This is a genomic window from Labilithrix sp. (assembly GCA_019637155.1).
Taxonomy (GTDB): Bacteria; Myxococcota_A; Polyangia; order Polyangiales; family Polyangiaceae; genus Labilithrix.
On sequence record JAHBWE010000023.1, the window covers coordinates 12467 to 35018 of the forward strand.

20 protein-coding genes are annotated in these 22552 nt (G+C 71.1%); 15 read left to right on the plus strand and 5 right to left on the minus strand.

Features of this window, described 5'->3' with window-relative positions:
* Window positions 1-68 precede the first annotated feature (68 nt).
* The 7 genes from KF837_37800 to KF837_37830 all read left to right on the plus strand — a co-directional run bounded on the left by KF837_37800 (window position 69) and on the right by KF837_37830 (window position 9568).
* Window positions 69-491 carry a YkgJ family cysteine cluster protein gene (locus tag KF837_37800; protein MBX3233139.1) on the plus strand — a complete coding sequence of 141 codons (423 nt, stop codon included), beginning with the start codon at window positions 69-71 and terminating at the stop codon, window positions 489-491.
* 188 nt (window positions 492-679) lie between these two features.
* On the plus strand, window positions 680-2929 hold the full coding sequence (locus KF837_37805; GenBank protein MBX3233140.1) for a sulfatase: 2250 nt from the start codon (window positions 680-682) through the stop codon (window positions 2927-2929).
* Window positions 2926-5619 carry a sulfatase gene (locus KF837_37810; protein MBX3233141.1) on the plus strand — a complete coding sequence of 898 codons (2694 nt, stop codon included), beginning with the start codon at window positions 2926-2928 and terminating at the stop codon, window positions 5617-5619. The genes KF837_37805 and KF837_37810 overlap by 4 nt, the downstream gene beginning before the upstream one ends.
* Window positions 5620-5847: 228 nt before the next feature.
* Window positions 5848-6147: an RNA-binding protein gene (locus tag KF837_37815; GenBank protein MBX3233142.1), complete on the plus strand. Its 300-nt coding sequence runs from the start codon at window positions 5848-5850 to the stop codon at window positions 6145-6147.
* 65 nt (window positions 6148-6212) lie between these two features.
* Entirely contained in the window at window positions 6213-7598 is a 1386-nt protein-coding gene (gene mgtE / locus KF837_37820; protein MBX3233143.1) for a magnesium transporter, read from the plus strand.
* Between the two features lie 14 nt (window positions 7599-7612).
* Complete coding sequence (locus tag KF837_37825; protein MBX3233144.1) at window positions 7613-8614, plus strand: hypothetical protein; 1002 nt, start codon at window positions 7613-7615, stop codon at window positions 8612-8614.
* 3 nt (window positions 8615-8617) lie between these two features.
* Window positions 8618-9568 (plus strand): pirin family protein, encoded by a 951-nt coding sequence (locus KF837_37830; protein ID MBX3233145.1) that lies wholly within the window; start codon window positions 8618-8620, stop codon window positions 9566-9568.
* On the opposite strand, the gene KF837_37835 is transcribed toward KF837_37830, so the two are convergent.
* Window positions 9569-10342 carry a hypothetical protein gene (locus KF837_37835; protein MBX3233146.1) on the minus strand — a complete coding sequence of 258 codons (774 nt, stop codon included), beginning with the start codon at window positions 10340-10342 and terminating at the stop codon, window positions 9569-9571. It lies immediately after the preceding gene.
* A gap of 29 nt (window positions 10343-10371) precedes the next feature.
* Entirely contained in the window at window positions 10372-13311 is a 2940-nt protein-coding gene (locus tag KF837_37840) for a hypothetical protein (protein ID MBX3233147.1), read from the minus strand.
* Window positions 13312-13468: 157 nt separating this feature from the next.
* On the opposite strand from KF837_37840, the gene KF837_37845 reads away from it, so the two are divergent.
* The 5 genes from KF837_37845 (at window position 13469) to KF837_37865 (ending at window position 17853) form a co-directional block, all read left to right on the plus strand.
* Window positions 13469-15031 carry a hypothetical protein gene (locus tag KF837_37845; GenBank protein MBX3233148.1) on the plus strand — a complete coding sequence of 521 codons (1563 nt, stop codon included), beginning with the start codon at window positions 13469-13471 and terminating at the stop codon, window positions 15029-15031.
* Window positions 15028-15885: a hypothetical protein gene (locus tag KF837_37850; GenBank protein MBX3233149.1), complete on the plus strand. Its 858-nt coding sequence runs from the start codon at window positions 15028-15030 to the stop codon at window positions 15883-15885. The genes KF837_37845 and KF837_37850 overlap by 4 nt, the downstream gene beginning before the upstream one ends.
* Window positions 15882-16385, plus strand: a complete 504-nt coding sequence (locus tag KF837_37855) for a TlpA family protein disulfide reductase (GenBank protein MBX3233150.1) — start codon at window positions 15882-15884, stop codon at window positions 16383-16385. Before KF837_37850 ends, KF837_37855 begins: the two co-directional genes overlap by 4 nt.
* Window positions 16386-16428: 43 nt before the next feature.
* Window positions 16429-17046: a hypothetical protein gene (locus KF837_37860; protein MBX3233151.1), complete on the plus strand. Its 618-nt coding sequence runs from the start codon at window positions 16429-16431 to the stop codon at window positions 17044-17046.
* A 108-nt stretch (window positions 17047-17154) separates the two neighbouring features.
* Window positions 17155-17853: a hypothetical protein gene (locus tag KF837_37865; protein MBX3233152.1), complete on the plus strand. Its 699-nt coding sequence runs from the start codon at window positions 17155-17157 to the stop codon at window positions 17851-17853.
* Window positions 17854-17858: 5 nt separating this feature from the next.
* Here the strand turns inward: KF837_37865 and KF837_37870 are convergent, their stop codons facing one another.
* A complete protein-coding gene (locus KF837_37870) occupies window positions 17859-18788 on the minus strand; it encodes a hypothetical protein (GenBank protein MBX3233153.1) in 930 nt (309 codons plus the stop codon).
* Window positions 18789-18807: 19 nt separating this feature from the next.
* Between KF837_37870 and KF837_37875 the strand changes: the two genes are divergently transcribed.
* From KF837_37875 to KF837_37885, 3 genes are all read left to right on the plus strand, one after another.
* Window positions 18808-20040, plus strand: a complete 1233-nt coding sequence (locus tag KF837_37875) for a radical SAM protein (GenBank protein MBX3233154.1) — start codon at window positions 18808-18810, stop codon at window positions 20038-20040.
* Between the two features lie 12 nt (window positions 20041-20052).
* Window positions 20053-20427 carry a hypothetical protein gene (locus KF837_37880; protein MBX3233155.1) on the plus strand — a complete coding sequence of 125 codons (375 nt, stop codon included), beginning with the start codon at window positions 20053-20055 and terminating at the stop codon, window positions 20425-20427.
* 71 nt (window positions 20428-20498) lie between these two features.
* Complete coding sequence (locus tag KF837_37885; GenBank protein ID MBX3233156.1) at window positions 20499-20813, plus strand: dihydroneopterin aldolase; 315 nt, start codon at window positions 20499-20501, stop codon at window positions 20811-20813.
* Window position 20814: 1 nt separating this feature from the next.
* On the opposite strand, the gene KF837_37890 is transcribed toward KF837_37885, so the two are convergent.
* Together KF837_37890 and KF837_37895 are read right to left on the minus strand one after the other, a co-directional pair.
* Window positions 20815-21600 (minus strand): hypothetical protein, encoded by a 786-nt coding sequence (locus tag KF837_37890; GenBank protein ID MBX3233157.1) that lies wholly within the window; start codon window positions 21598-21600, stop codon window positions 20815-20817.
* 41 nt (window positions 21601-21641) lie between these two features.
* On the minus strand, window positions 21642-22532 hold the full coding sequence (locus tag KF837_37895) for a nitronate monooxygenase (protein ID MBX3233158.1): 891 nt from the start codon (window positions 22530-22532) through the stop codon (window positions 21642-21644).
* Window positions 22533-22552: the final 20 nt, after the last annotated feature.

The following is a 22552-nucleotide window of genomic DNA, read 5'->3' on the forward strand; positions in this document are numbered from 1 at the left end:
TAGTGTAGGGGAGCTGGATGCCGCGAGGAAAGGGACAGCCTGACAGCTCAGCCGCGTATCGCGCCGAGTTGCGTGCGCTCTACAAGGAAGTGGACGGCCTGCTCGAGGGCTGGACATGCGACACGAGCACGGATTGCTGCCGCTTCGGCGTGACGGGGCGGGAGCCGTACCCGACCGCGATCGAGCTCGCGGAGCTCGATCACGCGGTGCGGGCGCGCGGGGGCTTGCCGAAGCGGCGCACGTTGCCGCTCGCGGAGGAGCGTCGCTGCCCGCTCCTCGACGACGCGGGGCGATGCCTCGTCTATGCCGCGCGGCCGTTCGGCTGCCGCACCTTCTTCTGCGATCGCGCGGAGGGGCCGGCCGGCGAGCGGGCCGTGCCGCGTGACGCGATCCAGCGCATCAGCCGTGCGATCGCGGCGCTCTCGACGCGCTTCGCCCCCGCCGATCCCGGTCCGCGCCCGCTCTCGCGAGCCGTGGCGCGCGGAAAGTGAGGAGCGCGCGGCCGCGGGGGCGAGCGCGTGGCTCGCTGGGGCGGCGCGTTGGACGTGTGGGCGGGGGCTTGTGGGGCGGTGCGTCGGACGTGTGGGCGGGGGCGGGGCCGATTTCGCGGCGAATTCTGGAAGCGGGGGCGGGGAGGGATGATAATTCGCGGGTGATCAGGCGGGGCGCGAGGCGGTTCGTGCGTCTGGTCACGGCCGGTTTGGTGTCGCCGCCTGTTGCGGGGGCGGCGTATCTCGTGGGGATCGCGGCGTGGGCGGGGACGCGGACGGGGAGCGTCGACAGCGACATCGGGGACCTTCGACGCGCGGACGCGGTCGCGGTGTTCATGCAGCGTCGATTTCCGGCGGAGCTCACGCGCATGAAGGTCGGGGTCATCGCGATGGCGCTCGCGCTCGGGCTCGTCCTCGGGCTCGCTGCCGAGGTGCTGCTGCGCGCTCGCCATCCGCGTCGCCGGCTCCTCCGTCGCTCCGCCGCCGGCGCGCTCGTCGAGGGCGTGCTCCTCGTCGCGGCGCTCCATGCCTTTCTCGTGCTCTGGGCGATGGCCGACACGCCTCAGCTCTACGCCGCGGAGTGGTACGCGCAGGGCGGGTGGCGCCGCGTCGTGCAGCTCTTCGCGACCGACTGGCTCCGCCCGCGCGGCGTGGTGCTCGCGTTCGTGCTCGGCTGCATCGCCTACGTGCGCCCGACACGCATCGCGTACCTCGCGCGTCGCGCGTCGCTCCTCGCGCGCCGCCCTCTCCGCGGTGTGCTCCTCCGCATCGCCGTCGCGCCCGCGGTCGCCCTCGCGATCGCGAACGACGCGCCCGCCGCCGAGGCGAAAGAGAGAGAGGGAAGGTGGGCGAGCGACGCGCCCGCCGCTGAGGCGGTCGCGACCAAGGTGAGTGAATCGTTGGCGGTGGTGGTGCGGGCGCGCTTGGGGGGGGCCGCGAAGGGGGAGGTCGGCGCGGGGGGAGCTGCATCGCGGATGAATGTGCTTGTTCTTGCCGCGGATTCGCTGCGTGCGGACCGGGTCGAGGCTCGGGTGGCGCCGAACCTCGTCGCGCTCGCGGAGAAGGGGACGCGGTTCGAGCGGGCGTATATCTCGTTGCCGCGGACGTTTCCTTCTTGGGTGTCGATGCTGACCGGGCGGGCGGGGCATCATCATGGGATTCGCTCCATGTTTCCTACGTGGGAAGAGCGCGCGAAGGACCTCGATGCCGCGCCGGCGCGGTTCGCGAAGGCCGGGTATTCGACCGCGGTCGTGAGCGACTATGCCGGGGACATCTTCGGGCGCGTCGAGCTCGGGTTCGAGACGGTGGACGCGCCGGTCTTCGATTTTCGGCAGCTCATTCGGCAAAAGGTGCTCGAGCGCGAGATACCACTCTTGCCGGTGCTTCATTCGCATACCGGGCGGCGGCTCTTTCCCGTCATGCGAGAGCTCGCCGCGGGCGCGGACCCGCGGCTCCTCGCCGACGACGTCGTGGCGGCGCTGCGCGCGCGCGCGCGGCGGAAGGAGCCATTCTTCGTTACGGCGTTCTTCTCGGCGCCGCATTTCCCCTATGCGGCGCCGGCTCCTTATTATTCCAAGTTCACGGAGAAGGGATATCGGGGGCGGTTCAAGTACCATAAGCCGGTCGGGCTCAATCGCGGGTCCGAGGCGCCGCCGGACGCCGACGACATTCGCCAGATCCGCGGCCTCTACGACGGCACCGTCGCCGCGGTCGATGACGCGATCGGGCGCGTGCTGCGCGCGCTCGAGGAGATGGGGCTCGCGGAGAAGACGATCCTCGTCGTCACCGCCGACCACGGCGAGCTGCTCTACGACAACGGCCACGGGCAGGGGCACGGCGACCACCTCTTCGGCGACGAGGCGCTCCACGTCCCGCTCATCGTCGTCGATCCGCGCGTGAAGACCGGGCGGCGGGAGACCAGGATCGTGCGCGACGTCGACCTCGCGCCGTCGCTGTACGAGCTCGCGGGGGTCGAGCCGCCGAGCGACCTCGACGGCCGCTCGTTCGCGCCCGCGCTGCGCGGCGAGCCGATCGCGCCGAAGCTCGCGTACGCGGAGTCCGAGCTCTGGTTCACCGAGGACGTCCCGTCGCTCCCCGCCGAGCTGCGCATGCCGTATCCGGGAATCATGGCGCTCACGGAGATCGACGCGCGACACAACTCCGAGATCGTGCTGCGGAGAGAGATGCAGCCCGCCACGCTGATGGCGCGCCATCGCATGGTGCGCGACGAGCGCTGGAAGCTCGTCTACGTCCCGACCCGCCTCGGCGTGAAGTGGATGCTCTTCGACACCGACAACGACAAGGCCGAGATCCACGACGTCGCCGCCGCGCACCCGAACGAGGTCGCGCGCCTCCAGGCCGACCTCTGGGCGTGGATGCTCGAGGACCCGCAGATGGAACGGCGGAACGGCTTCCTCGTCCCGAAGGCGAGCCCATGACGAAGGTGATCCCGCGCGCGGTCGCGCTCGGCGTCGCGGTCCTCTGCGGCGTCGTCGCGTGGCGGGTCGGCGGCGGCGCCGAGCCCCCCACGCCGCCGCCACGCGCCGACGTGCGGGCCGAAGCTCCGCGTGACGCCGCGCCGCCGGCGGCCGGAGAAGACTACGAAGTAGCGCTCCGTCTCATCGAATTGGCCGGAGACGCCCGCTTCGAGATGCCGCGCGCCGATGCGATGAAGGCGGTCATGAAAGCGCATTGGCGCCAGCTCAAACCGCCCTACCACCCCGCGGGCGACAATGCGAAGTTCGTCACCGTCATCGGACTGCGCAACAACGCTACCGAGACGCAGTGGTCGATGCACGTCGGCCATCAGACGAAGCCCTGGGTCCCCGACGTCCGCGTCTGGAACATGAACGAAGGCAGCTTCGATCAGCGCGAGTCGCTCGTCTCGCCCGGGGCCGGCACCATCACGTACAAGCTCGACGTGCCGCCCGGCGCGCGCTTCTCCTTCGCCGAGGGCACCGTCAACGTGGCGGACGCGCCCACCGCGTTCGTCGTCACGGTCGTCGACCACGAGGGCACGCGCCACGTCGTGCACCGGCACGTCCTCGCGGTCTCCGCCTCGCGGCGCTGGACCGATCAGGTCGTCGATCTCTCGAGCTTCGCCGGGCAGAGCATAGCGCTCGAGCTCCACACCGAGCCGGCGCGAGGCGAGGGCGGCGACGACGGAAAGAAGGCGCCGGGGCGTGAAGCGAAGGCCCCCGCCGACGCCGGCGCCGTGAAGGAAGAGGCCCTCGTCACGCCCGGGACCGCGGTCGCGCTCTGGGGCAACCCGACCGTGCTCGCGCGCACGAGGCCGCGCACGCCCTTCAACGTGCTGTGGATCGTGATCGACGCGCTCCGCCCCGACGTCCTCGCCTCGTTCCATGACGACGCGGAGGACGCGGCGAAGCTCAAGGCGCCGTGGCCGCCGCTGGAGGCGCTCCTCCCCAAGGTCCCCGGCCTCACCCCCGCGATGGACGACCTCGCCGCGCGCGGCGTCCGCTTCACGCGCGCGTACTCGGCGGCGTCGTGGACGCGGCCCGGCACGATCGCGATGCTCGCCGGCGCGCGCTCGTCCGAGCTCGGCATCGACACGACGGAGTGGACGATCACCCCCGCGCAGGCGGCGCGCTTCTATGCCGGAGACCCGCCGCTCCTGTCGCTCGCGCTCCGCCGCCGGCAGGTGGCGACGCGCGCCTTCGTGAACAACTACTTCCTCGCGGGGTACGCGCCGGTCGGCCTCGACCTCGGGTTCGAGCGCGTCGACGACCATCGATACCGCACCAAGGACACCGCCGAGATCACGAACGCCGCGGCGCGGTGGCTCCGCGACAACAAGGACACTCGCTTCTTCGCTTTCGTGAACTTCAACTCGCCGCACGAGCCCTACGAGCCGCCGGCGAAGCTCCTGGAGCGTATTCCGCCGCCGCCGGCGGGGCCCAAAGACAAGAATACACGCCTCTACATGGCAGAAGTGGCGAAGGACGACGACGCTATTGGCCAATTGATGAAGACCCTCGACGAGACGGGACTTCGCGACGAGACGATCGTCGTCGTGACCTCCGATCACGGCGAGACGCTCTCCTCCGCCCACTCCGGCACGAGCGGCCTCGAGAAGATGCCGATCCGCTACCACCACGCGGTGAGCATGTTCGAGGAGACGACGCGCGTGCCGATCCTCGTCGTCGCCCCCGGCCTCCTCACCCCGAACACCGAGGTGAAGGCGCGCGTGCGCACGACCGACATCGCGCCCACCGTGCTCGAGCTCCTCGGCCTCGAGCCGCATCCGCGGATGAGCGGCAGGTCGCTCGTCGCGCTCGCGAAGGGCGAGGTGGAGCCGGACGAGCGCGTCGTCGTCTCGGAGGGACGGAGCTCGCGCGCGATCATGCACGGCAAGTGGCGCCTCGTCGTGCGCGAGGGCGCGGCGAAGATCACGATCCAGGGCGACAAGGTGAAGGAGACCGACGCCGAGCTCTACGACCTCGACGCCGATCCGGGCGAGCGCAACGACCTCGCGAAGAAGAAGCCGGACGTCGTCGCGGAGATGAAGGCGCGCCTCGACGCCGCGCTCGAGAACGTCCCCGTCGCCGGGACGCGCGCCGCCGTCGCGCCCGACGCCGAGACCGGCGCTCCGCCCACGATCCGCCTCCGCTTCGCCGGCGCCGCAGCCGCGCGCCGCGTCGCGGGCGCGATCACCGTCGGGGACGCGAAGTCCAAGCCGAAGTCCTTCGACGTCCAGCCGGTCGACCTCGGGCGCGACGCGTTCAAGGTCGCGGGCGAGAAGATCGAGCTCGCGTTCCGCACGAGCCCCGCCCACGCGGTCGGCTTCGACCTCGTCGTCGATCCGCCGGGCACGCCGGTGACGTGGGACCTCTACCTCGACGATCAGCCGTGGCCCGAGGACCGCGTCTTCGGCGGTCCGTTCGGCCTCCTCGCGCCCGTCCTCGGCAAGGGGCTCGCGACCGAAGAGGCGAGGGCCGCCGCGCAGGCGAACGCGCTCCCCACGATCGATCCGCGTCGCGACCTCGGCTTCTTCGTCGCGCGCGAGCGACGGAGCGAGGTGGAGACCTCGGCCGGCCCGACGGACGAGGGCGCGGAGGAGACGGCGCGCCTCCTCCGCGAGTGGGGCTACGCGCACGGATCGAAGTAATCGCACCGCGCGTCCTTGCGCCGAGGGGCGGTGGCGTCTATGGTCCTCTCCGCTCACCGACACGTCTCGACGCATTCACGACGCTCTCTCGAATCAGGGATCGGTTTTCGCGCTGCGAAGCTTCGTTGTTGTGAGGAAGTGGAGATGTCTCCATTTGCCTCCGTCCGATCCCAACGGCTCATTGGACGCCAGGTTCTTCGACGCACGCCGTCTAGATAGAGAGAGAAAATGAACAATCGTCTTTACGTGGGCAACCTGTCGTACGACACGACGAAGGACGCGCTCCGCAGCTGCTTCGCCGAGTTCGGCGAGGTCGTCGACACGCACGTCGTGATGGACCGCGAGACCGGGCGCGCGCGCGGCTTCGCCTTCGTCACGATGAAGAGCGAGGGCGAGGCGACGAGCGCGGTCTCGGGCCTCAACGGCGCGATGTTCGAGGGGCGTGCCCTCCGCGTTAACGTCGCCGAGGAGCGCTCCCCGCGCAGCTCCGGCGGCGGTCCGCGACCGGGCGGCCACCGCGGCTGGTGACCCCGCGCCCACGGCGCGAATGGGGTTCCGCGTCGGGCACGAAGTAGCCTATTAGTTGGGCCGCGATGCGTCTCGCCACGCTGCTCGGACCCGACTTGAAGGAGCTCCTCCGGGAGGATCCCGATCAGGTGCGCGAGCTCCTCGACGAGATCCATCCCGAGGACCTCGCCGACATCATCGGCGACCTCGACGCCGACGAGGCGGCGAAGCTGCTCGCGCGCCTCCCCGCCGAGGACGCCGCGCCGATCTTCGAGCGCCTCGACGACGAGGAGCAGGAGGACATCGTCGAGGTCATGCCGGCCGAGAGCGTCGCGCAGATCGCGAGCGAGATGGCGCCCGACGATCGCGCCGACCTCTTCAGCGCCCTGCCCGAGTCGGTCGGCGACGCCATCCTCGAGAAGCTCGAGCAGGTCGACCCCGAGGCCGCGGAGGAGGTCCGCGAGATCGAGAAGTGGCCGGAGACGAGCGCCGGTCACCTCATGACGACCGCGTACGTCGCGGTCCACCCCAGCATCACCGTGCGCAGCGCGATCGACGCGATCCGCGCGTTCACGGCGGACCACCACGACAACGTCTACAACGTCTACGCGATCGACGAGGACGAGAAGCTCATCGGCATCGCGTCGATGCGCGACATCCTCCTCGCCTCGCCGCTCCAGCCGCTCGACGAGGTCCTCCGCACCAACGTCCTCAGCGTCCCTCCGATCGAGGACCAGGAGGAGGTCGCGCGGAAGATGGCGAAATACGACCTCAACGTCATGCCCGTGCTCGACGACAAGGGCGCGATCCTCGGGGTCATCACGATCGACGACATCGTCGACGTCTTGACACAGGAGCAGACGGAGGACGTCCAGAAGCTCGGCGCGATCGAGCCGCTCGACATGCCGTACTTCCGGACGAGCTTCTTGACCTTCATCAAGAAGCGCGGCGTCTGGCTCTTCATCCTCTTCTTCGGCGAGTTCTTCACCCAGACCGCGCTCCGCCACTACGACCCCGTCTTCGACGCGATCAAGGGCGCGGCCTACTACGTCCCGCTCCTCATCTCCGCCGGCGGCAACTCGGGCTCGCAGTCGTCGACGCTCATCATCCGCGGCATGGCGCTCGGCGAGATCAAGATGCGGGACTGGTACCGCATCTTCGTCCGCGAGCTGTTGATGGGGTTCGTGCTCGGCCTCGGGCTCGGGATCTTCGGCTTCGCGCGCGTCCTCATGTACCCCGACCAGCACTGGGACTTCGCGCTCACGGTCGGGCTCACGCTCATCGGCATCGTGATGGGCGGCTGCACGGTCGGCGCGATGCTCCCGATCATCCTCAAGCGCGTCGGCCTCGACCCCGCGACGAGCTCGACGCCCTTCATCGCGAGCCTCGTCGACGTCCTCGGCATCATCATCTTCGTCCGCGTCGCGATGGTCGTGATGTCCTCCGTCCTCGCCGCGCACGGCGTGCAATGAAGCGCGGCGCGGCCGTGGCCCTGCTGCTCCTCGCGGTGACGGGCTGCAAGCGGCAGAAGCCGCCGACCGCGACCCGCGTCTGGCTCGGCCCGAACGGCGGCTGCGTCACGACGCTCGAGCACGTCGCGACGGACACGTTCGCGTGTTGGGGGCGGACGCGAAGCGACGTCCCGCGGAAGGGCCTGAAGCAGCTCGCGTTCGCGCTCGACGAGGCCACCTGCGCGCTGAGCGAGACGAACGAGCTCGATTGCACCTCCGGCCTGCACGTCGCGCTCCCCGAGGTCGGGGGCGCGATCGCGGGGAGCGGGGCCGGCGTGTGCGTCGCGACGGCGAGCGGGGTCGGCTGCAGCAGCGCGGGCGTCCCGTTCGCGGAGTCCACCGCGCCGTGGTCGCGCGGGGCGAAGGTGCGCGCGGTCGCGGTCGGGAAGACGCACGTCTGCGCGGCGTACGAGGGGAAGGGCGTCGTCTGCCGGACCTTCGATCCGAAGAGCGAGGACGCGATGACGTTCCCCGACCTCGACGCGACCGCGCTCGCCGCCGGCGACGCGCACTTCTGCGCGGCGCTCGTGGACCGCACGGTGAAGTGCTGGGGCAAGAACGAGTCGGGGCAGCTCGGCGATCGCACGACGAACGACTCGCCGGCGCCGGTCTCCGTGCTCGGCCTCGACAGCGTCGCGCGCATCACGGCGGGGCGCGCGCACACGTGCGTGCTCCGCGGCGACGCCACCGTCCACTGCTGGGGCAACAACGAGCGTCACCAGCTCGCGAACGGCGGGACGCAGAACGACGGCCGCGCGCAGATGGTGCTCGGCATCCTCGGGGTGAAGGAGATCTCCGCCGGCGGCGACGGGACGTGCGCGCTCCTCGGCAAGGACGGAGAGGTGCGCTGCTGGGGTCGCAACGACGCGTGTCAGCTCGGCGACGGCTCGCTCCAGGAGCACTCGGTGCCGGCGGGGATCAAGTTCCGCGCGAGCCAAGGCGATGGGCCGCTCGGTCCCAACTGCGCTACGCTCTGAGGGATGATCCTCACGCGAAGGCACGCCCTCGTCGGAACGGCCGCGCTCGTCGGCTGCCGCACGGAGGCGCCGCCGGAGCCGAAGCGCGAGCCGTCGCCGCTCGTCACGAGCTCCGGCGTCCGCTCGGTGGAGCGCGTCGTCGACGCGACGCCGACGAAGGACGGCGCCGGCGTGCGCCTCAGCCGCGCGCTCGGCGGCCGCGCGCTGCCGATGCTCGATCCCTTCCTCCTCCTCGATCAGTTCCACTCCGACGATCCGAATGACTACGCCGCCGGCTTCCCCGATCACCCGCATCGCGGCTTCGAGACGGTGACGTACATGCTCGAGGGCGCGATGGAGCACCGCGACTCGGTCGGCAACTCCGGGCGCCTCCGCCCCGGCAGCGCGCAGTGGATGACGGCGGGTCGCGGCATCGTGCACTCCGAGATGCCGAAGCAGGAGCGCGGCCTCATGTGGGGCTTCCAGCTCTGGGTGAACCTCCCTCGCGCGCGGAAGATGATCAAGCCGCGCTACCAGGACATCGCGCCGGATCGCATCCCCGAGCTCGATCGCGAGGGCGCGAAGGTCCGCGTCGTCGCCGGCGCCGCGTTCGGCGCGACCGGGCCGATCACCGGCATCGACGTCGAGCCGCTCTTCCTCGACGTCACGCTCGCGAAGGGCGTCCTCTTCCAGACGCCGCTCCCCACCTCGCACAACGCGTTTGCGTTCGTCACCGACGGCGCGGTCCGCCTCGGCCCCGAGAAGCGTGAGGTCCGCGCGGGGCAGCTCGCGGTCTTGTCCCACGGCGATCACGCCGTCGCGACGTGCGACGCGTCGGCGGGGCGGATGATCCTCGTCGCGGGCAAGCCGATCGGCGAGCCGGTCGCGCGCGGCGGTCCGTTCGTCATGAACACCGACGACGAGATCCGGCAGGCCTGGGACGACTACCGCTCGGGGCGCCTCGTCGGCGGCTGATCAGCCGGCGCGCGAGCGGACCTGCGGCAGGCCCTCGTCGAGCGCGCCGAGGACGTGCGCCTGGAGCTCGAGGAGGCGGCTCTGGCGGAGCGGCGCGCCGTTCTTCTCCGCGAGCTGGAAGCGATCGACCGCGCAGCCGCGCTCCGTCGTCGCGCGGAGGCCGACGATCTGGATGCCGGCGCGGAAGAGCGCCTGCGTCACCGCGAGGAGGAGGCCCGGTCGATCGACCGCCTCGACGGTGAGCATCGTGCCGCCGTCCTCGCCGGTGAGATCGAAGAGGATGCGCGCGGACGAGCCGGACGCCACCGGCGGCGCCTCGACCGCGGAGGTGGGCACGCGCTGCGAGACGAGGCCGCCGGCGCTCGCGACCGCCGCTTCGATCGCGACGCCGAGCGCGAGGACGTCCTTCGCGCGGATCGGAGCGACCGCGCCGCGCGCGCTCGGGAGGCGCCGGATCCACAGGAGGTCGACCGCTTCGATGACGCCGTCGGGGCGCGTGCGGCAGAACGCGTCCGCGCCGACGACGTCGATGCGATGCTCGACGAGCGCCGCGCTGATGCTCGAGAGCAGCCCCGGCTTGTCGTCCGCGACGACGCAGATCGCGACCACGCGCTCGGAGAGCTCCTTCCAGATCTCCACGTGCGCCGTGCGCGCGCCGCGCCGCTCGACGATCGCGGCGTGGAGGCGCGTCGCCTCGAGGTCGAAGGACTGGCGGTAGGCCGGCGGCATCGAGGCGACGTAGGCGGCGATGCGCGCGGGCTCGTCCAGGGACATGGGCCTCATCCTGACATGCGAATGTTTCATCAATGCTTCGCCTTCACGCGGCCTTCTTCCTCGCGGAGCCACCGATCGAGCCCAAAAAAGCGGGGATGCGCGCCGTCGTCGCCGACGCGCAGGCCGACCGCGACGCCGCTCTTGGACACGACGAACGCGCCGCGTTCGTGCCCGTCGCGCACGGCGTAGGAGCCGCGGAGGGCGACGTCGCCGCCGTGGACGTAGAAGTCGGTCAGCGCGATCTCGTCGGGGTCCGCGTCGAGGCGGCCGCGCAGGGCGAGGTTCGGCATCGTGAGGAGACCGCCGACGAATTTCGGCGCGTGATCGCGGAGGAGCATGCCGACGACGGGGCGCGCGTCGTCGGCGGTGAGCGCGACGTCGGCGCCGAAGCTCGGGACGCCGCCGCCCCAGCCGAGGAGCGCGGCGTCGAGGACGACGTCGCCGCTCCATCCGCGCGTCTCCGCCGCGGCGTTCTTCACCTCGACGTCGCGGAGCGCGAGGTGGGTGCCGGAGACGTCCATCGTCGCGGCGCGCGCGTCGACGCCGGCGACCTTCACCCGCAGCGCGAGGTCGGCCTCGAGGCTGCTCTGTTCGATCGCGAGGCCGGCGTGCTGCGCGTCGATCGCGATCGCGCCCGACGCGCCGTCCTTGCCCGCGAAGGTGACGTCGCCGTTCGCGCGGAGCGCGCCCGATGTGATGCGGACCTTCGAGCGCGGCGACACGAGCGCCTGGAGCGCGCGCGCGTCGGGGACGGTGACGCCGGCGAGCGCCACGTGCGCGTCGACGACCTCGAGGTTCGGGTGCTCGAGGTCGAGATCGCGCGCGACGCCGTCGACCTCGATCGTCCGCGCGCGCCCGAGCGAGCTCCGCACGTTCGTGAGTGCGACGCGCGAGGGGCCGAGCGACAGCGTCTCGCCGTCGTAGCGCCGGACGTCGACGTCGACGTCTGCGTCCGCGATCGCGCTGACCTTCGGCGTGTGGACGCCGAGCCCCTTCGTGACCATCGCGACGCGCGCGCGCACGACGTCGCCGCGCACCGCGATCGACGCGCCGCCGTCGAAGCGCCCGTCGTCGGTCGCGATCGCGACGGAGGAGGGGAGGAGCGAGCGCAGCGCGGAGGCGTCCTCGACGCGGCCGCCGTCGACGTGGAGCGCGAGGTCGAGCGCGCCGCCGGAGCTGCGGATCGCGACGCGCGCGCGATCGGCGCGGACGCCGCCGCCGTCCGTGGCGACGCCCGCGAGGCGGAGCTTCGCGCTCGACACGCCTTCGATCGAGGAGGCGCTGGCCTCGACGCTCGCGCGGCCGCGGAGCTCTCCGTAGCGCGCGCGGAGGTCGGGCGCACGCACGCGCGCGTCGAAGCCGGCGAGCGCTCGTTTTTCGATGCTCACGTGCGCGTCGCCCGCGATCTTGCCCGCGGCGCCGCCCGCGCCGACGTCGAGCTCGACGCCGGAGCCCTCCGCGATCGTGATCGTCGCGTCGAGGGCGGCGAGCGGATCGTTCGCGTCGATCCGCGCGGCGCGGACCCCGATCACGGCGTCGTGGAGCGCGCCGCGCCGGAGCGCGCCCGCCGTGACGACCGCGTCGCGCACGTCGGCGAGGAGGGAGACGCCCTCGATCGATCCGTCGTCCCAGCGCGCGGAGCCGAACGAGAGCCGGAGCTCGCCGTCGCTCTCTGCGTCGAAGGCGTCGCTCGACGCGTGGACGCCGGCGTAGCGGAGGTGCGTGCTCGCCGCGACGCGCTTCGCCTGGGGCCAGAGCTCGACCTGCGCCGCGAGCGTCGCGCGGCCGGAGTGGACGAAGAGCGCGCAGGGCAACATGCAGTTCGCGACGCGGAGGTCGGGCAGGGTCGCCTCCGGCAGCTCGAGCGCGAGGTGCCCGTCCTGGAGCGTCCCGTCCTCCGCGAGATCGAGCGCGGCGCTGTCCCCGCGCAGCCACAGCTCGCCGGCGTGGAGCAGCTCGGTCGTGTCGCTGCGGAGGAGGCGTGTGTGCTGGAGGTGCAGCTCGGCGCGGAGGCGATCGCGATCGGTCTCGTGCGCGATCGCGGCGCGGAGATCGAGCGCGCCCTCGGCGAAGTGGCCGTTCTTTGCGACGAAGACGCGCTCGGCGCCGGCCTCGACGACGGTGCCGGCGGCGAGGCGTCCTTCTTCGAGGCTCAGCGCGACGCGGCGCGCCTCGATCGTTCCGGTCGCGTAGACGCCGGCGGGGAGAGCGATCGGGAACGTCGCGAGCTCGGCGGAGCGTCCGCGGAGGTCGGTGTGGATCGTGAAGTGGCGAAGGACGTCGGCGCCGTCGACGGCGCGCGGATCGAAGGGCTTCGCGAAGACGTCGGCCTTGCCCGCGATCGCGGCGACGACGGGGCGGTCGTGACCGAGGTCGATCTGGCCCGACTCGATCGCGACGTCGATCTTCCCGATCTCGACGCGGCGGAGCGGCTTGAGGAAGAAGCGGCCCGTCACCCGCGCGTGACCGCTGAAGCGCGCGTCGTCGATCCAGATCTCGCGGACGTCCTCCGCGGTCGCGTCCTCGATCCCGGCGGTGATGAGCTCGTACTGGTCGTCGTCCCAGAGCTCGGGGTGATGCGGGTCGGCGGGGCGCACGCTGAACGCGGGGAAGCCGGGGATGGGAGGGAGGTTCGCGATCTCCTCCGTCGTGTCGGGCCGCTTCATCAGCTTCTGCCGCGCGCGGAGGCTGATGCCCTTGCCGTGCGTCCGCTTCACGAGGAAGGCGCGCCGGGCGAGGGCGGGGAAGTCGAGGTCGAACTCGACCTCGTCGAGCTTCAGGATCCACTCGACGTTGCTGTCGCTCGAGCGGATCGAGAGGTGCTCCGCGTGGATGGTGCCGGGGAAGAGCGACCAGCCGCGCGCGTAGTGGATGTCGAGGGTGACGGGATCGCCGTTGACGACGCGATCGAAGAGCGAGGTGGAGAGGAAGACGTTGATGCCGACGACGTAGAGGAGGTAGAGCGACACGATTGCCGCAACTGTGGCGCGGGCGACTCTCTTTCCGCGCGTTCGCCACGTCTTTCCGCGCTCTTTTCCGGTCACGACCGGCTCAGGTGCACGCGACGATCCGGGGCGCGGGGGAGGGGACTTTTGCCGCATGATCGCGTAATAGAACGGGCGCCCGATGATCCTCCGGCGGCTCGTTCCTGCGCTCACGCTCCTCGCCTTCGCGCCTGTCGCGTTGGGCCTCGGCGCGTGTGGTGGGACGACGGGACAGAACGCCGCCTCGCAGGTCCTCAAGACGCCGGAGCTCCCGGACGACGCGGAGGCGAAGTGCCGCGTCCGCAAGAGCCAGTCGGAGCCGCTCATCGTCGAGTGGCCGAACGGCGCGCGCGGTCGACTCGAGTCGACGACGCGGCGCGGGCTCATCCCGATCAAGTACGAGGGCTGCGAGCTCACGCAGCTCACCTCGTGCACGGTGAAGTCGTCGGTGGGCGCGTACGCGTACTGGCCGATCACGCGGAAGCAGAGCAAGGTCGTCATCAAGGACTCCGACGAGCTCTTCGCGAACATGCCGGTCGGCGCGCTGAAGCTCGAGGGCAAGCTCAAGTCGGCGGGGCAGCTCGACGTCAACATGACGATCATCGGCCGCTACGAAGCGCCGACGCACACGGTCTTCCGCAACGACCTCGAAGGCGCGGACTGCGACAAGGCCACCCACGTCATCGCCGCGATGACGGTCGGCTCCTTCACGTTCACCGCCGGCGCGGACGCCGAGGTGGGCGGCGGCGCCACGGTGGGGGCCGCCGGCGCGGGCGGCAAGAGCACCGCGAAGCGCGAGACGCTGCAGAGCGACGGCGACGAGGCCGCGTGCGCGCGCGCGAGCGCCAACGACAAGGGACCGCCCGAGGGCTGCGGCGCGCTCCTCCAGATCGAGGTCGTGAACCTGACGAAGGGCTCGCGTCCGCCGCCGCCTCCGGTCGTCGCGCCCGTCCCGCCGCCGGTGGAGCCCACGCCGCCGGCGGTCGCGTCGAACACGACACCGTCAAAGCCGGTAAAGCCGCCTAAATGCAAAAAGGGCGAGAAGGTCGAGGACGGCGTCTGCGTGAAGGTCGGAAAGAAGTCGAAGCCGGTGATCATCGGCGCGATCGGCACCGGCACGGGCGCGGGCGGGCTCGGCGTGGGCGGCGGCGGCATCGGCTCGATCGCGCCGCTCCCGACCTGCGCCGCGGGGCAGCACCTCGAGAAGGGGCGCTGCGTCGAGGACCTTCCGCCGGAGCCGGCCCCGCCTCCGCCGCCGCCTCCTCCGAAGGAGTGCGCGTCGGGCATGCGGCTCGAGGGCGACGAGTGCGTCGCGGGCGAGCGTCAGGTCGCCGAAGAGGAGGCGAGGCCCAAGGCGACGCCGACGGTCTACGATCAGACGCCGGTCGAGCAGCGCGCGCCGAACCCGCTCCGCACGCTCTTCGGCTACAGCGCGATCGGCTTCGGCCTCGTGTTCAGCACCGCCGGGTACATCGCGCTCGGCTCGCTCGGCGCCGCGAACGACGGCTGCAAGGGCGGCACGTGCACGGCGGAGGGCAAGGACAAGCAGGGCCAGGCGATGACGGCGGCGATCGTCGCGGACGTCGCGCTGGGCCTCACGCTCGCGTCGCTGATCGGCTTCTTCCTCGTGCCGGCGACGGTGAAGGTCGGCGTCGCGCCGACGCCGAACGGCGGGGTCGCGTCGGCGGCGTGGAGGTTCCAGTGAGCCGCGCCTCCACCGCGGCGGCGATCGTGGTCGCGTTCACGGGCGCCGCGTGCACCGCCATCGTCGTCGGCAGCATCGGCGAAAAGTCCGACTGGCCCGAACGCGACGGCGCCTCGTCATCGAGCACGACCAGCTCGAGCGGCTCGAGCTCGAGCAGCGGGGGAGAGGAGGAGGACAACGAATGCTCGCTCCTCCTCGTGCGCAAAGGCAGTCCGCTCGACAAGGACAACCGCTGCGCGCGTTGCATCAACGAGTATTGCGACGACCACGTCGAGCTCGCATGCAACCGGGAGGGCCAGGCGAAGCCCTGGTTCCAGACGTTGAAGAACTGCGCGCGGAACCCCTGGGACGGGTACCCCGAGCCGGACAGCGGCGGGAGCTTCTCGTGGGGCTGCGGCAGGTACGAGAAGGTCGAGCCGCTCGTCGAAGGCGATCAGCAGAGCGACAACGCGCGCCAGCGTGCGTCGGAGCACTGCGTCCACGACAACTGCTTGCAGGGCGCGGAGCCGGAGTGCCGGCTCTGCGAGGTGTCGAAGACGAAGGGCACGACGTCGGAGCGGCAACGCCTGCGCGACGACAAGTGCGGGAGCTGCTTCACCGAGAACTGCAACGCCGTGCTCGTGGAGTGTTGCGACCTCCCGATCATGGACGACTACATCGCGGCGTGCGCGTACACGAACGAGAAGGCCAACAAGCGCAAGTGCGGCGAGATCGGCGACGCGGGGTTGGTGGACGCGGGCGACTGGAAGCCGCTCGGATCGCGCTACGGCGCGGAGGACCAGGCGTGCGCGAAGAAGCTGGGCGAGTGCTTCAACACGCATTGTGCGGCCAAGAAGGAGTGCCAGGACGAATGACCGCTCGCCGCGCGCTCGCCTCGCTGATCGTGCTCGGCGCGTGCGGCGGCTCCACGCCCGCCGCGGCGCCGCCGTCGTCGAAGAGCTCGTTGCTCGGGGAGGCCGCGCCCTCGTTCAAGCGGGAGGCGCTCGATGGGACGAAGGTGGAGGTCGGCGCGGCGTCGGGCAAGGTCTCGGTCGTGAAGTTCGTCGCGAAGTACTGCAAGCCGTGCACGCGGACGTTGCCTGCGATCCAGAAGCTCTACGCCGAGCGTCCCGACATCGCGATCGTCGCGGTGTCCGAGGACGAGCACGAGAGCGAGGCGCGCGAGCTCGTCGCGACGTATCACCTCACGTTCCCCGTCGTGCACGACGCGCAGCAGGTGCTCGCGGCGCGCTGGCGCGTCGCCGACCTGCCGATCACCTTCGTGCTCGACGGGAAGGGGAGCGTCGCGTGGGTCGGCGGGCCCGAGAAGACCGAGTCGGACCTCGTCGCCGCGATCGAAGCGACGAAGCCCTGAGCCGGCTTGGGCGCGCGCACGCTCCGTGCTACGCGCGAGCGGCATGAACGCCGTCCGCGTCGCCGCCTGTCTCTTCGTCGCCGCTTCGAGCCTCGCGATCGCATGCGGCGACTCGGACACCTCGATCCCGTCGGAGTCCTCCACGAGCACGAGCACGAGCACGAGCACGAGCGGTGGGGTAGGCAGCTCCGGGACCGGAACGACGACGTCGTCGGGGATTCATCCCGCCGTCGTCGGTCGGGTCGATCCCGCCCGCGTGCAGACGCTCACGATCGGCAAGGACACGTGCATGAAGCCGGAGGGCGCGTGCCTCGACGCGCAGTCCTTCACGATCGATTTTGCTGCCTCGTCGTACACGCACACGACCTGCGTCGAGCTCGCCGGTCCCGACGCCGGCCTCTCCGGCGGGACGCAGGACGCCACCACGCGCGGGCCGCTCACCGTGGTCGATCTCGAGAGGATCCGGGAGGCGCTCGCGGCGGTGCGGGTCGCGGAAGGGCCCCATCCCGGCTTCGACGGAGAGATCGACACGCTCGAGGTCTCGATCGACGGGAACACCTTCGCCTTCTCGGCGCCCGCCAACTGCGGCGACGTCCGTTACCAGGTCCTCACCGAGGGCTTCGACGGCCTCTGGACGACGGTCTCGGAGGTCGTGCAGTAGGGTTGTGCCAGGGGATGCCACCGCGACGGCGGTGTCCTGCTCCGTGAGCTGCTCCCGCGCGATCCCGCGGAGTTACGGCGCGGAACGCGGCGTGCTACTCGCGCGCGTATGACGTCGTCCTTCCTCCGCGCGGGCGCGAGCGCGTCCCTCGCCGTCGCCACGTTGCTCGTCGCCGCGTGCTCCGGCTCCGACCTGTCGACGGACCTCGAGACGGGCACGTCGAGCTCCGGCGGACGTCGCAGCAGCTCGAGCGGCACGAGCGGCACGGGCGGCTGGTGGAGCGGCAGCTCCGGCGTCTCGCCCGGATATCCCGGGCATCCCGGCACCAGCGGCGGTTGGTCGTCGTCGTCGGGGGCCATCGACGGCGGGCCGGCGTTCGTCGACCGGCTCGACCTCGGATCCGTTCGGACGATCACGGTCGGCAAGGACGTCTGCGGGAAGCCGCCGGGCACGTGTTTGGATGCGCAGTCCTTCACCGTCGACTTCGACAAGGGAACCGTCACGCACACCACGTGCGTCGAAATCGCGACGCCCGACGCGGGGCCGTTCGGCGGCAAGACGACGAACGCGGAGACGACGAAGCCGATCGCGGACGTGCAGCTGAAGGGCGTCTACGAGGCGCTCGGCGAGGTCCGCCTCTCGCCGGAGGGGTTCAACGGCTTCGACGGCCCGATCGACACCCTCGAGGTCACGACGCGCTCGGGCGAGACTCGGCTTTACTCGCCGTTCGCGGGGTGCAGTCAGGACAGGTTCACGAAGATGACCGAGGGCTTCGAGGGCCTCTGGCAGTCGGTCAGCACGCTCTGATCGGATCAGTGCTGCGCGAGGTTCTTGTAGCTCTTCGGGATCGTGAAGCCCGCCGCGTCGACGGGGTGCGCGTCGAGCTTCGTGACTTGCAACTTCGTTTTGTCGTTTTCGGTAATTCGTAGTGGGAATACCGCGCGGACGGTGAGCTCCTTCTCCCACGCCGCGACCGCGCGGCCGGAGGGATCGACGAAAGAGCCGCCCTTGACGACGCACGCCTCGCGCATCGTCTTGCCTTCTTCGATTTGCCAAATATCGCACTCGCGATCGGCGACTTTGTCCTTCTTGTCCGTCTTCGTGACCTTCGCGTCGCCGCCGCCGCCGAGCTGGCTCGCGGCGAACGTCTTCTTGTCGTCGTCGACCTGATAGACGCGGAGCGTGGACGTGTCGACGATCGTGCGCCCGTGCTTCGCCCCCACCACCCGGAGCAAGGTGCCCTTCACCTCGACCGTCGTCTTCGTGCTACCGCGCTCGACCGTGATCTCGCCCTCGAGCTGATCGGGATTGGCGGGGACGTCGAGCCACGAGTCGGACTTCGCGGCCGCCGCGCCCGCGTCGCCGCGCTTCTTCGCCTTCCGCGCGTCGAGGAGCGCCTGCGGGAAGCAATAGCCGCCTTCGAGCGGGCGGCCGCGCTCGTCGTAGTCGTCGAGCTGGACCTTGATGCACTTGATGTCGGCCGCGCACTCGCTGTCGTCGTCGCAAGGGCGGGTGCACACCCCGTCGCCCTCGACGTCCTGCTTCATGCAACGCGGCGCCTCCTTCTGGCAGTGCATGTCGTAGGTGCAGACGCCGCCGAGCGGCTCCTTCTTGACGAGGTAACGCGTGTAGATCCAGCCGCCGGCGCACGCGAGCGCGAGGGCGAAGACGAGGACGCGGCGGATGATCGTCGCCTTCGACGTCTTCTTCGGCTCGTCGTCGTCGTCCGGGAGGTTCGTCATCGCGCTAGTCTACGGCGCAATGAGCGGACGTCGCCTGCCGATCGCCCCCGTCGCCGAGCCCGCGAAGCGGCGGCGGCTGCCGCTCGCGGACGCGGCGCGCCCCGTCGACGAGGCGTGCACCCCGCTGTACGCGGTCTGGGAGATCACGCTCGCGTGCGACCTCGCGTGCCGTCACTGCGGCTCGCGCGCGGGCAAGCCGCGGCCCGACGAGCTCACCACCGCGGAGGCGCTCGACCTCGTCGCGCAGATGACGGACCTCGGCGTGAAGGAGGTGACGCTCATCGGCGGCGAGGCGTACCTGCGCGCCGACTGGCTCGACATCGTGCGCGCCTTCGCCGCTCGCGGCGTCCTCGTGAACGTCACGACCGGCGGGCGCGGCTTCACGCTCGAGCGCGCCCGCGCGGCTCGCGACGCGGGCGTCGAAGGGATCAGCGTCTCCGTCGACGGGCTCCGCGCGACGCACGATCGGCTCCGCGCGGTGAGCGGCAGCTTCGACGGCGCGATGAGCGCGCTCGCGCACGGGCGCGCGGTGGGGCTCCGCCTCTCCGCGAACACGCAGATCAACCAGTGGAACCGGCACGAGCTCGGCGACCTCCTCGAGCTCCTCCTCGCGCAGGGCATCACCGGCTGGCAGCCGCAGCTCACCGCCGCGATGGGCCGCGCCGCGGACGAGGACGCGCTCCTCCTCGAGCCGTGGCACCTCGTCGATCTGTTCCCCGAGCTCGCGCGGCTCAAGGCGCGCTGCGACGAGGCCGACGTCCTCTTCTGGCCCGGCAACAGCCTCGGCTACTACGGGCCCTACGAAGAGCAGCTCCGCGCCGCGTTCCCGGCCGGTCACCGCGGCGCGTGCGGCGCCGGCATCAAGACGATGGGGATCGAGGCCAACGGCGACGTCAAGGGCTGTCCGTCGCTGCCGACGGAGGCCTACGTCGGCGCGAACGTCCGCGACGCGTCGCTCCGCGACATCTGGCGACGTTCGCATCGCCTGCGCTTCACGCGCGATCAGACGGTGGCCGATCTCTCCGGCTTCTGCGCGACCTGCTACTACGCGAACGAGTGCCGGGCGGGCTGCAACTTCACGGCCCACGTCCTGCTCGGGAAGATCGGCGACAACCCGTTTTGCCATCACCGCGCGCTGATGCTCAAAGAGGAGGGGCTCCGCGAGCGTGTCGTCCGCGTCGCCCCCGCACCCGGGACGCCGTTCGATCATGGCCGCTTCGAAATCGTTCGCGAGCCGTGGTCCGTTTCGTGAGAGGATCGCCGCATGCCGCTCGTCCCGTGTGAGTCGTGCCGCCGCCACGTCCGCGCCGCCGAGGCGTCGTGTCCGTTCTGCAAGACGACGCGCGCGACGGCGATCGTCGCCGCGATCGCGGGCTCCGCCCTCCTCATCGCGGGCTGCGAGACGTTCAGCCCCGCCAGCAAGTACGGCGGTCCGCCGCCGGGCTACGACCCTCCGCGCGCCGACGTGGACGCGGCCGCGGCGGTGGTCGAGCCGACCGCGACCGCCGAGCCGCCGGCGGCGCCCACCGCGACGCCGTCGACGACGGCGAGCTCGCCGCGCCTGAGCGACACGCCGAACCCCGACAACGATCGCGTCGTCGCGCCGGTCGCGAAGTACGGCGGCCCGCCGCGACGCTGACCCCGAGCCTCCGAGGCACCTTGGTCACCGAGTACACGCTTCGCCTCCATTCGATTCGCTTCCGGACCAACATGGGCGCGTCGCGCTCCGAGCGGGAGATCCCGCAGGAGATCGTCGTCGACGTCGAGCTCACGCTGCCGACGAGCGCGCTGCCGAAGCGCGATCTCCGCCGCGACGCGGTGGACTACGGCGTCATCGCCGACCTCGTCGTGGAGGAGGGCCTCGCGGAGGAGTACCACCTCCTCGAGACGTACGCGGCGAAGCTCGTGAACCGCCTCCTCGCCGAGACCCCCGCGACGCGCGTCAAGGTCGGCACGACGAAGCTCCGCGTCCCGACCTCCCACTCCGTCGACCGCGCCGTCGTCGAGCTCGTCGCGACGCGCTAGCTCACGTCGGGTCGGGCGACTTCTTCGGTTGCTGGGCGCGCAGCCACGAGAGGGCGTGCAGCATGTGGATGTCGGAGAACATGTGGCCGACCTTCTGCTCGTCGACGCGGTGGACGAAGCCGCGCGCCGCGAGGGCGCCGCCGAAGGCGCGCGAGTGATTCGCGGTCTGCTTGTCCTCGGTGCAGACGCCGACGTAGACGGGGGCCTTCGGGGCGGGCTCCTCCGCCGCCGCGTACGCGACGCCCGCGCCGCCGGCGAAGACCGCGTAGCCGTCGAAGCGCGCGCGGCCGCGGAGGACGAGCGAGCTCGTGAAGTACGCGCCGCTCGAGAAGCCCATCAAGAAGACTTCGTCGTACTTGCCGTTCTTCTTCTCGAGGTACGCGCGCGCCTCGTTCCAGCCGTCGATGAGCGCCTGCTCGTGCTGCTCCTGCGCCTCTTTGCTGCCGGGCCAGAGGTAGCCGCCGGGCATGAGCGGCGCGCGCGCGAAGACCGCCTCGAACTTGCTCGCCTTCGCCTGCCGCGTGAGCGCGCGCTCCTGGAGCCACTGCCAGTCGACGTCCTTCGCGATCGCGCCGTGGAGGAACACGACCAGCGTCCGCCGCCCGTCGGCCGGCTGCCCGCCGTCGATGTGACAGAGCCCGTTCGGCAACGTCGTCGTCCCTTCGCCGCACCACGCGACGGGCCCCGACGGCTTCTTCGCCGCCGCCTTCACCTTCGGCGCCGCGCCCGCGACGCCACAAACCGTGAGCGCGACCGCGCACACAAGGAGCCCGAGCTTCCTCTCCATGCGGCGGCCGTAACACGATACGGCGCGCGCTGGTCGGAAATTCAGCCGAACGCGGCGAGCGTGTCGTGGGCTTCGCGGGCGAGGTCTTCGACGATGGCGCCCATCGGCTTTACCTCGTGGATGAGGCCTACGCCTTGGCCGGCGCTCCAGATGTCCTTCCAGCGCTTCGCGCCTTCGGGGGTGCGGTCCGGGGTGAAGCCGTCGGGCACGGTGCTCTTGATGAAGCTCGCGTGGATGCCCGAGACCGCGTCCGTGTACACGATGTCCTCCGGGCCCGACGTGACGACGGCTTGCTTGTACGCGTCGGCCGCGCCGCACTCCGTCGACGCGATGAAGCGCGTGCCGATGTAGCAGAGCTCCGCGCCGAGGCTCAGGCTCGCCACGACCTGACGGCCGTCGCTGATGCAGCCCGCGGCGAGGATCGGGACCTTCAGCTCCTCCTTCAGCCACGGGATGAGGACGTACGGCGAGATGCGGCCCGCGTGTCCGCCCGCGCCGGCGGAGACCGCGATGATGCCGTCGACGCCCGCCGCGACGGCCTTCTTGCCGTGCGCGAGCGAGATGACGTCGTGGAACACGTGCATCGCGTGCGCGTGCGCCTCCTTCGTGAGCGCGGTCGGGTTGCCGTAGCTGGTGAGCAGGACCGGGACCTCGAACTCGATGCAGAGCGCCATGTCCGCCGCGACGCGCTCGGGCGCGGTGAGGCCGATCGTGATGTTGATGCCGAAGGCGCGATCGGTCTTCTGCCGGATCCACGCGAGGTCCTCGCGGAGCTTCTCCGGCGTGCGCGCGTTGAGCGACGGCATGCAGCCGAGGATCCCGGCCTCTGCGGCCGCCACGATCATCTCCTTGTTCGAGATGATGAACATGGGCGCAGCGACGAACGGGTACTTGAGGCCGAGCTTCTTGCTCAGCGGGGTCGACAGCTTCATCGCGCACGACGTTACACTGG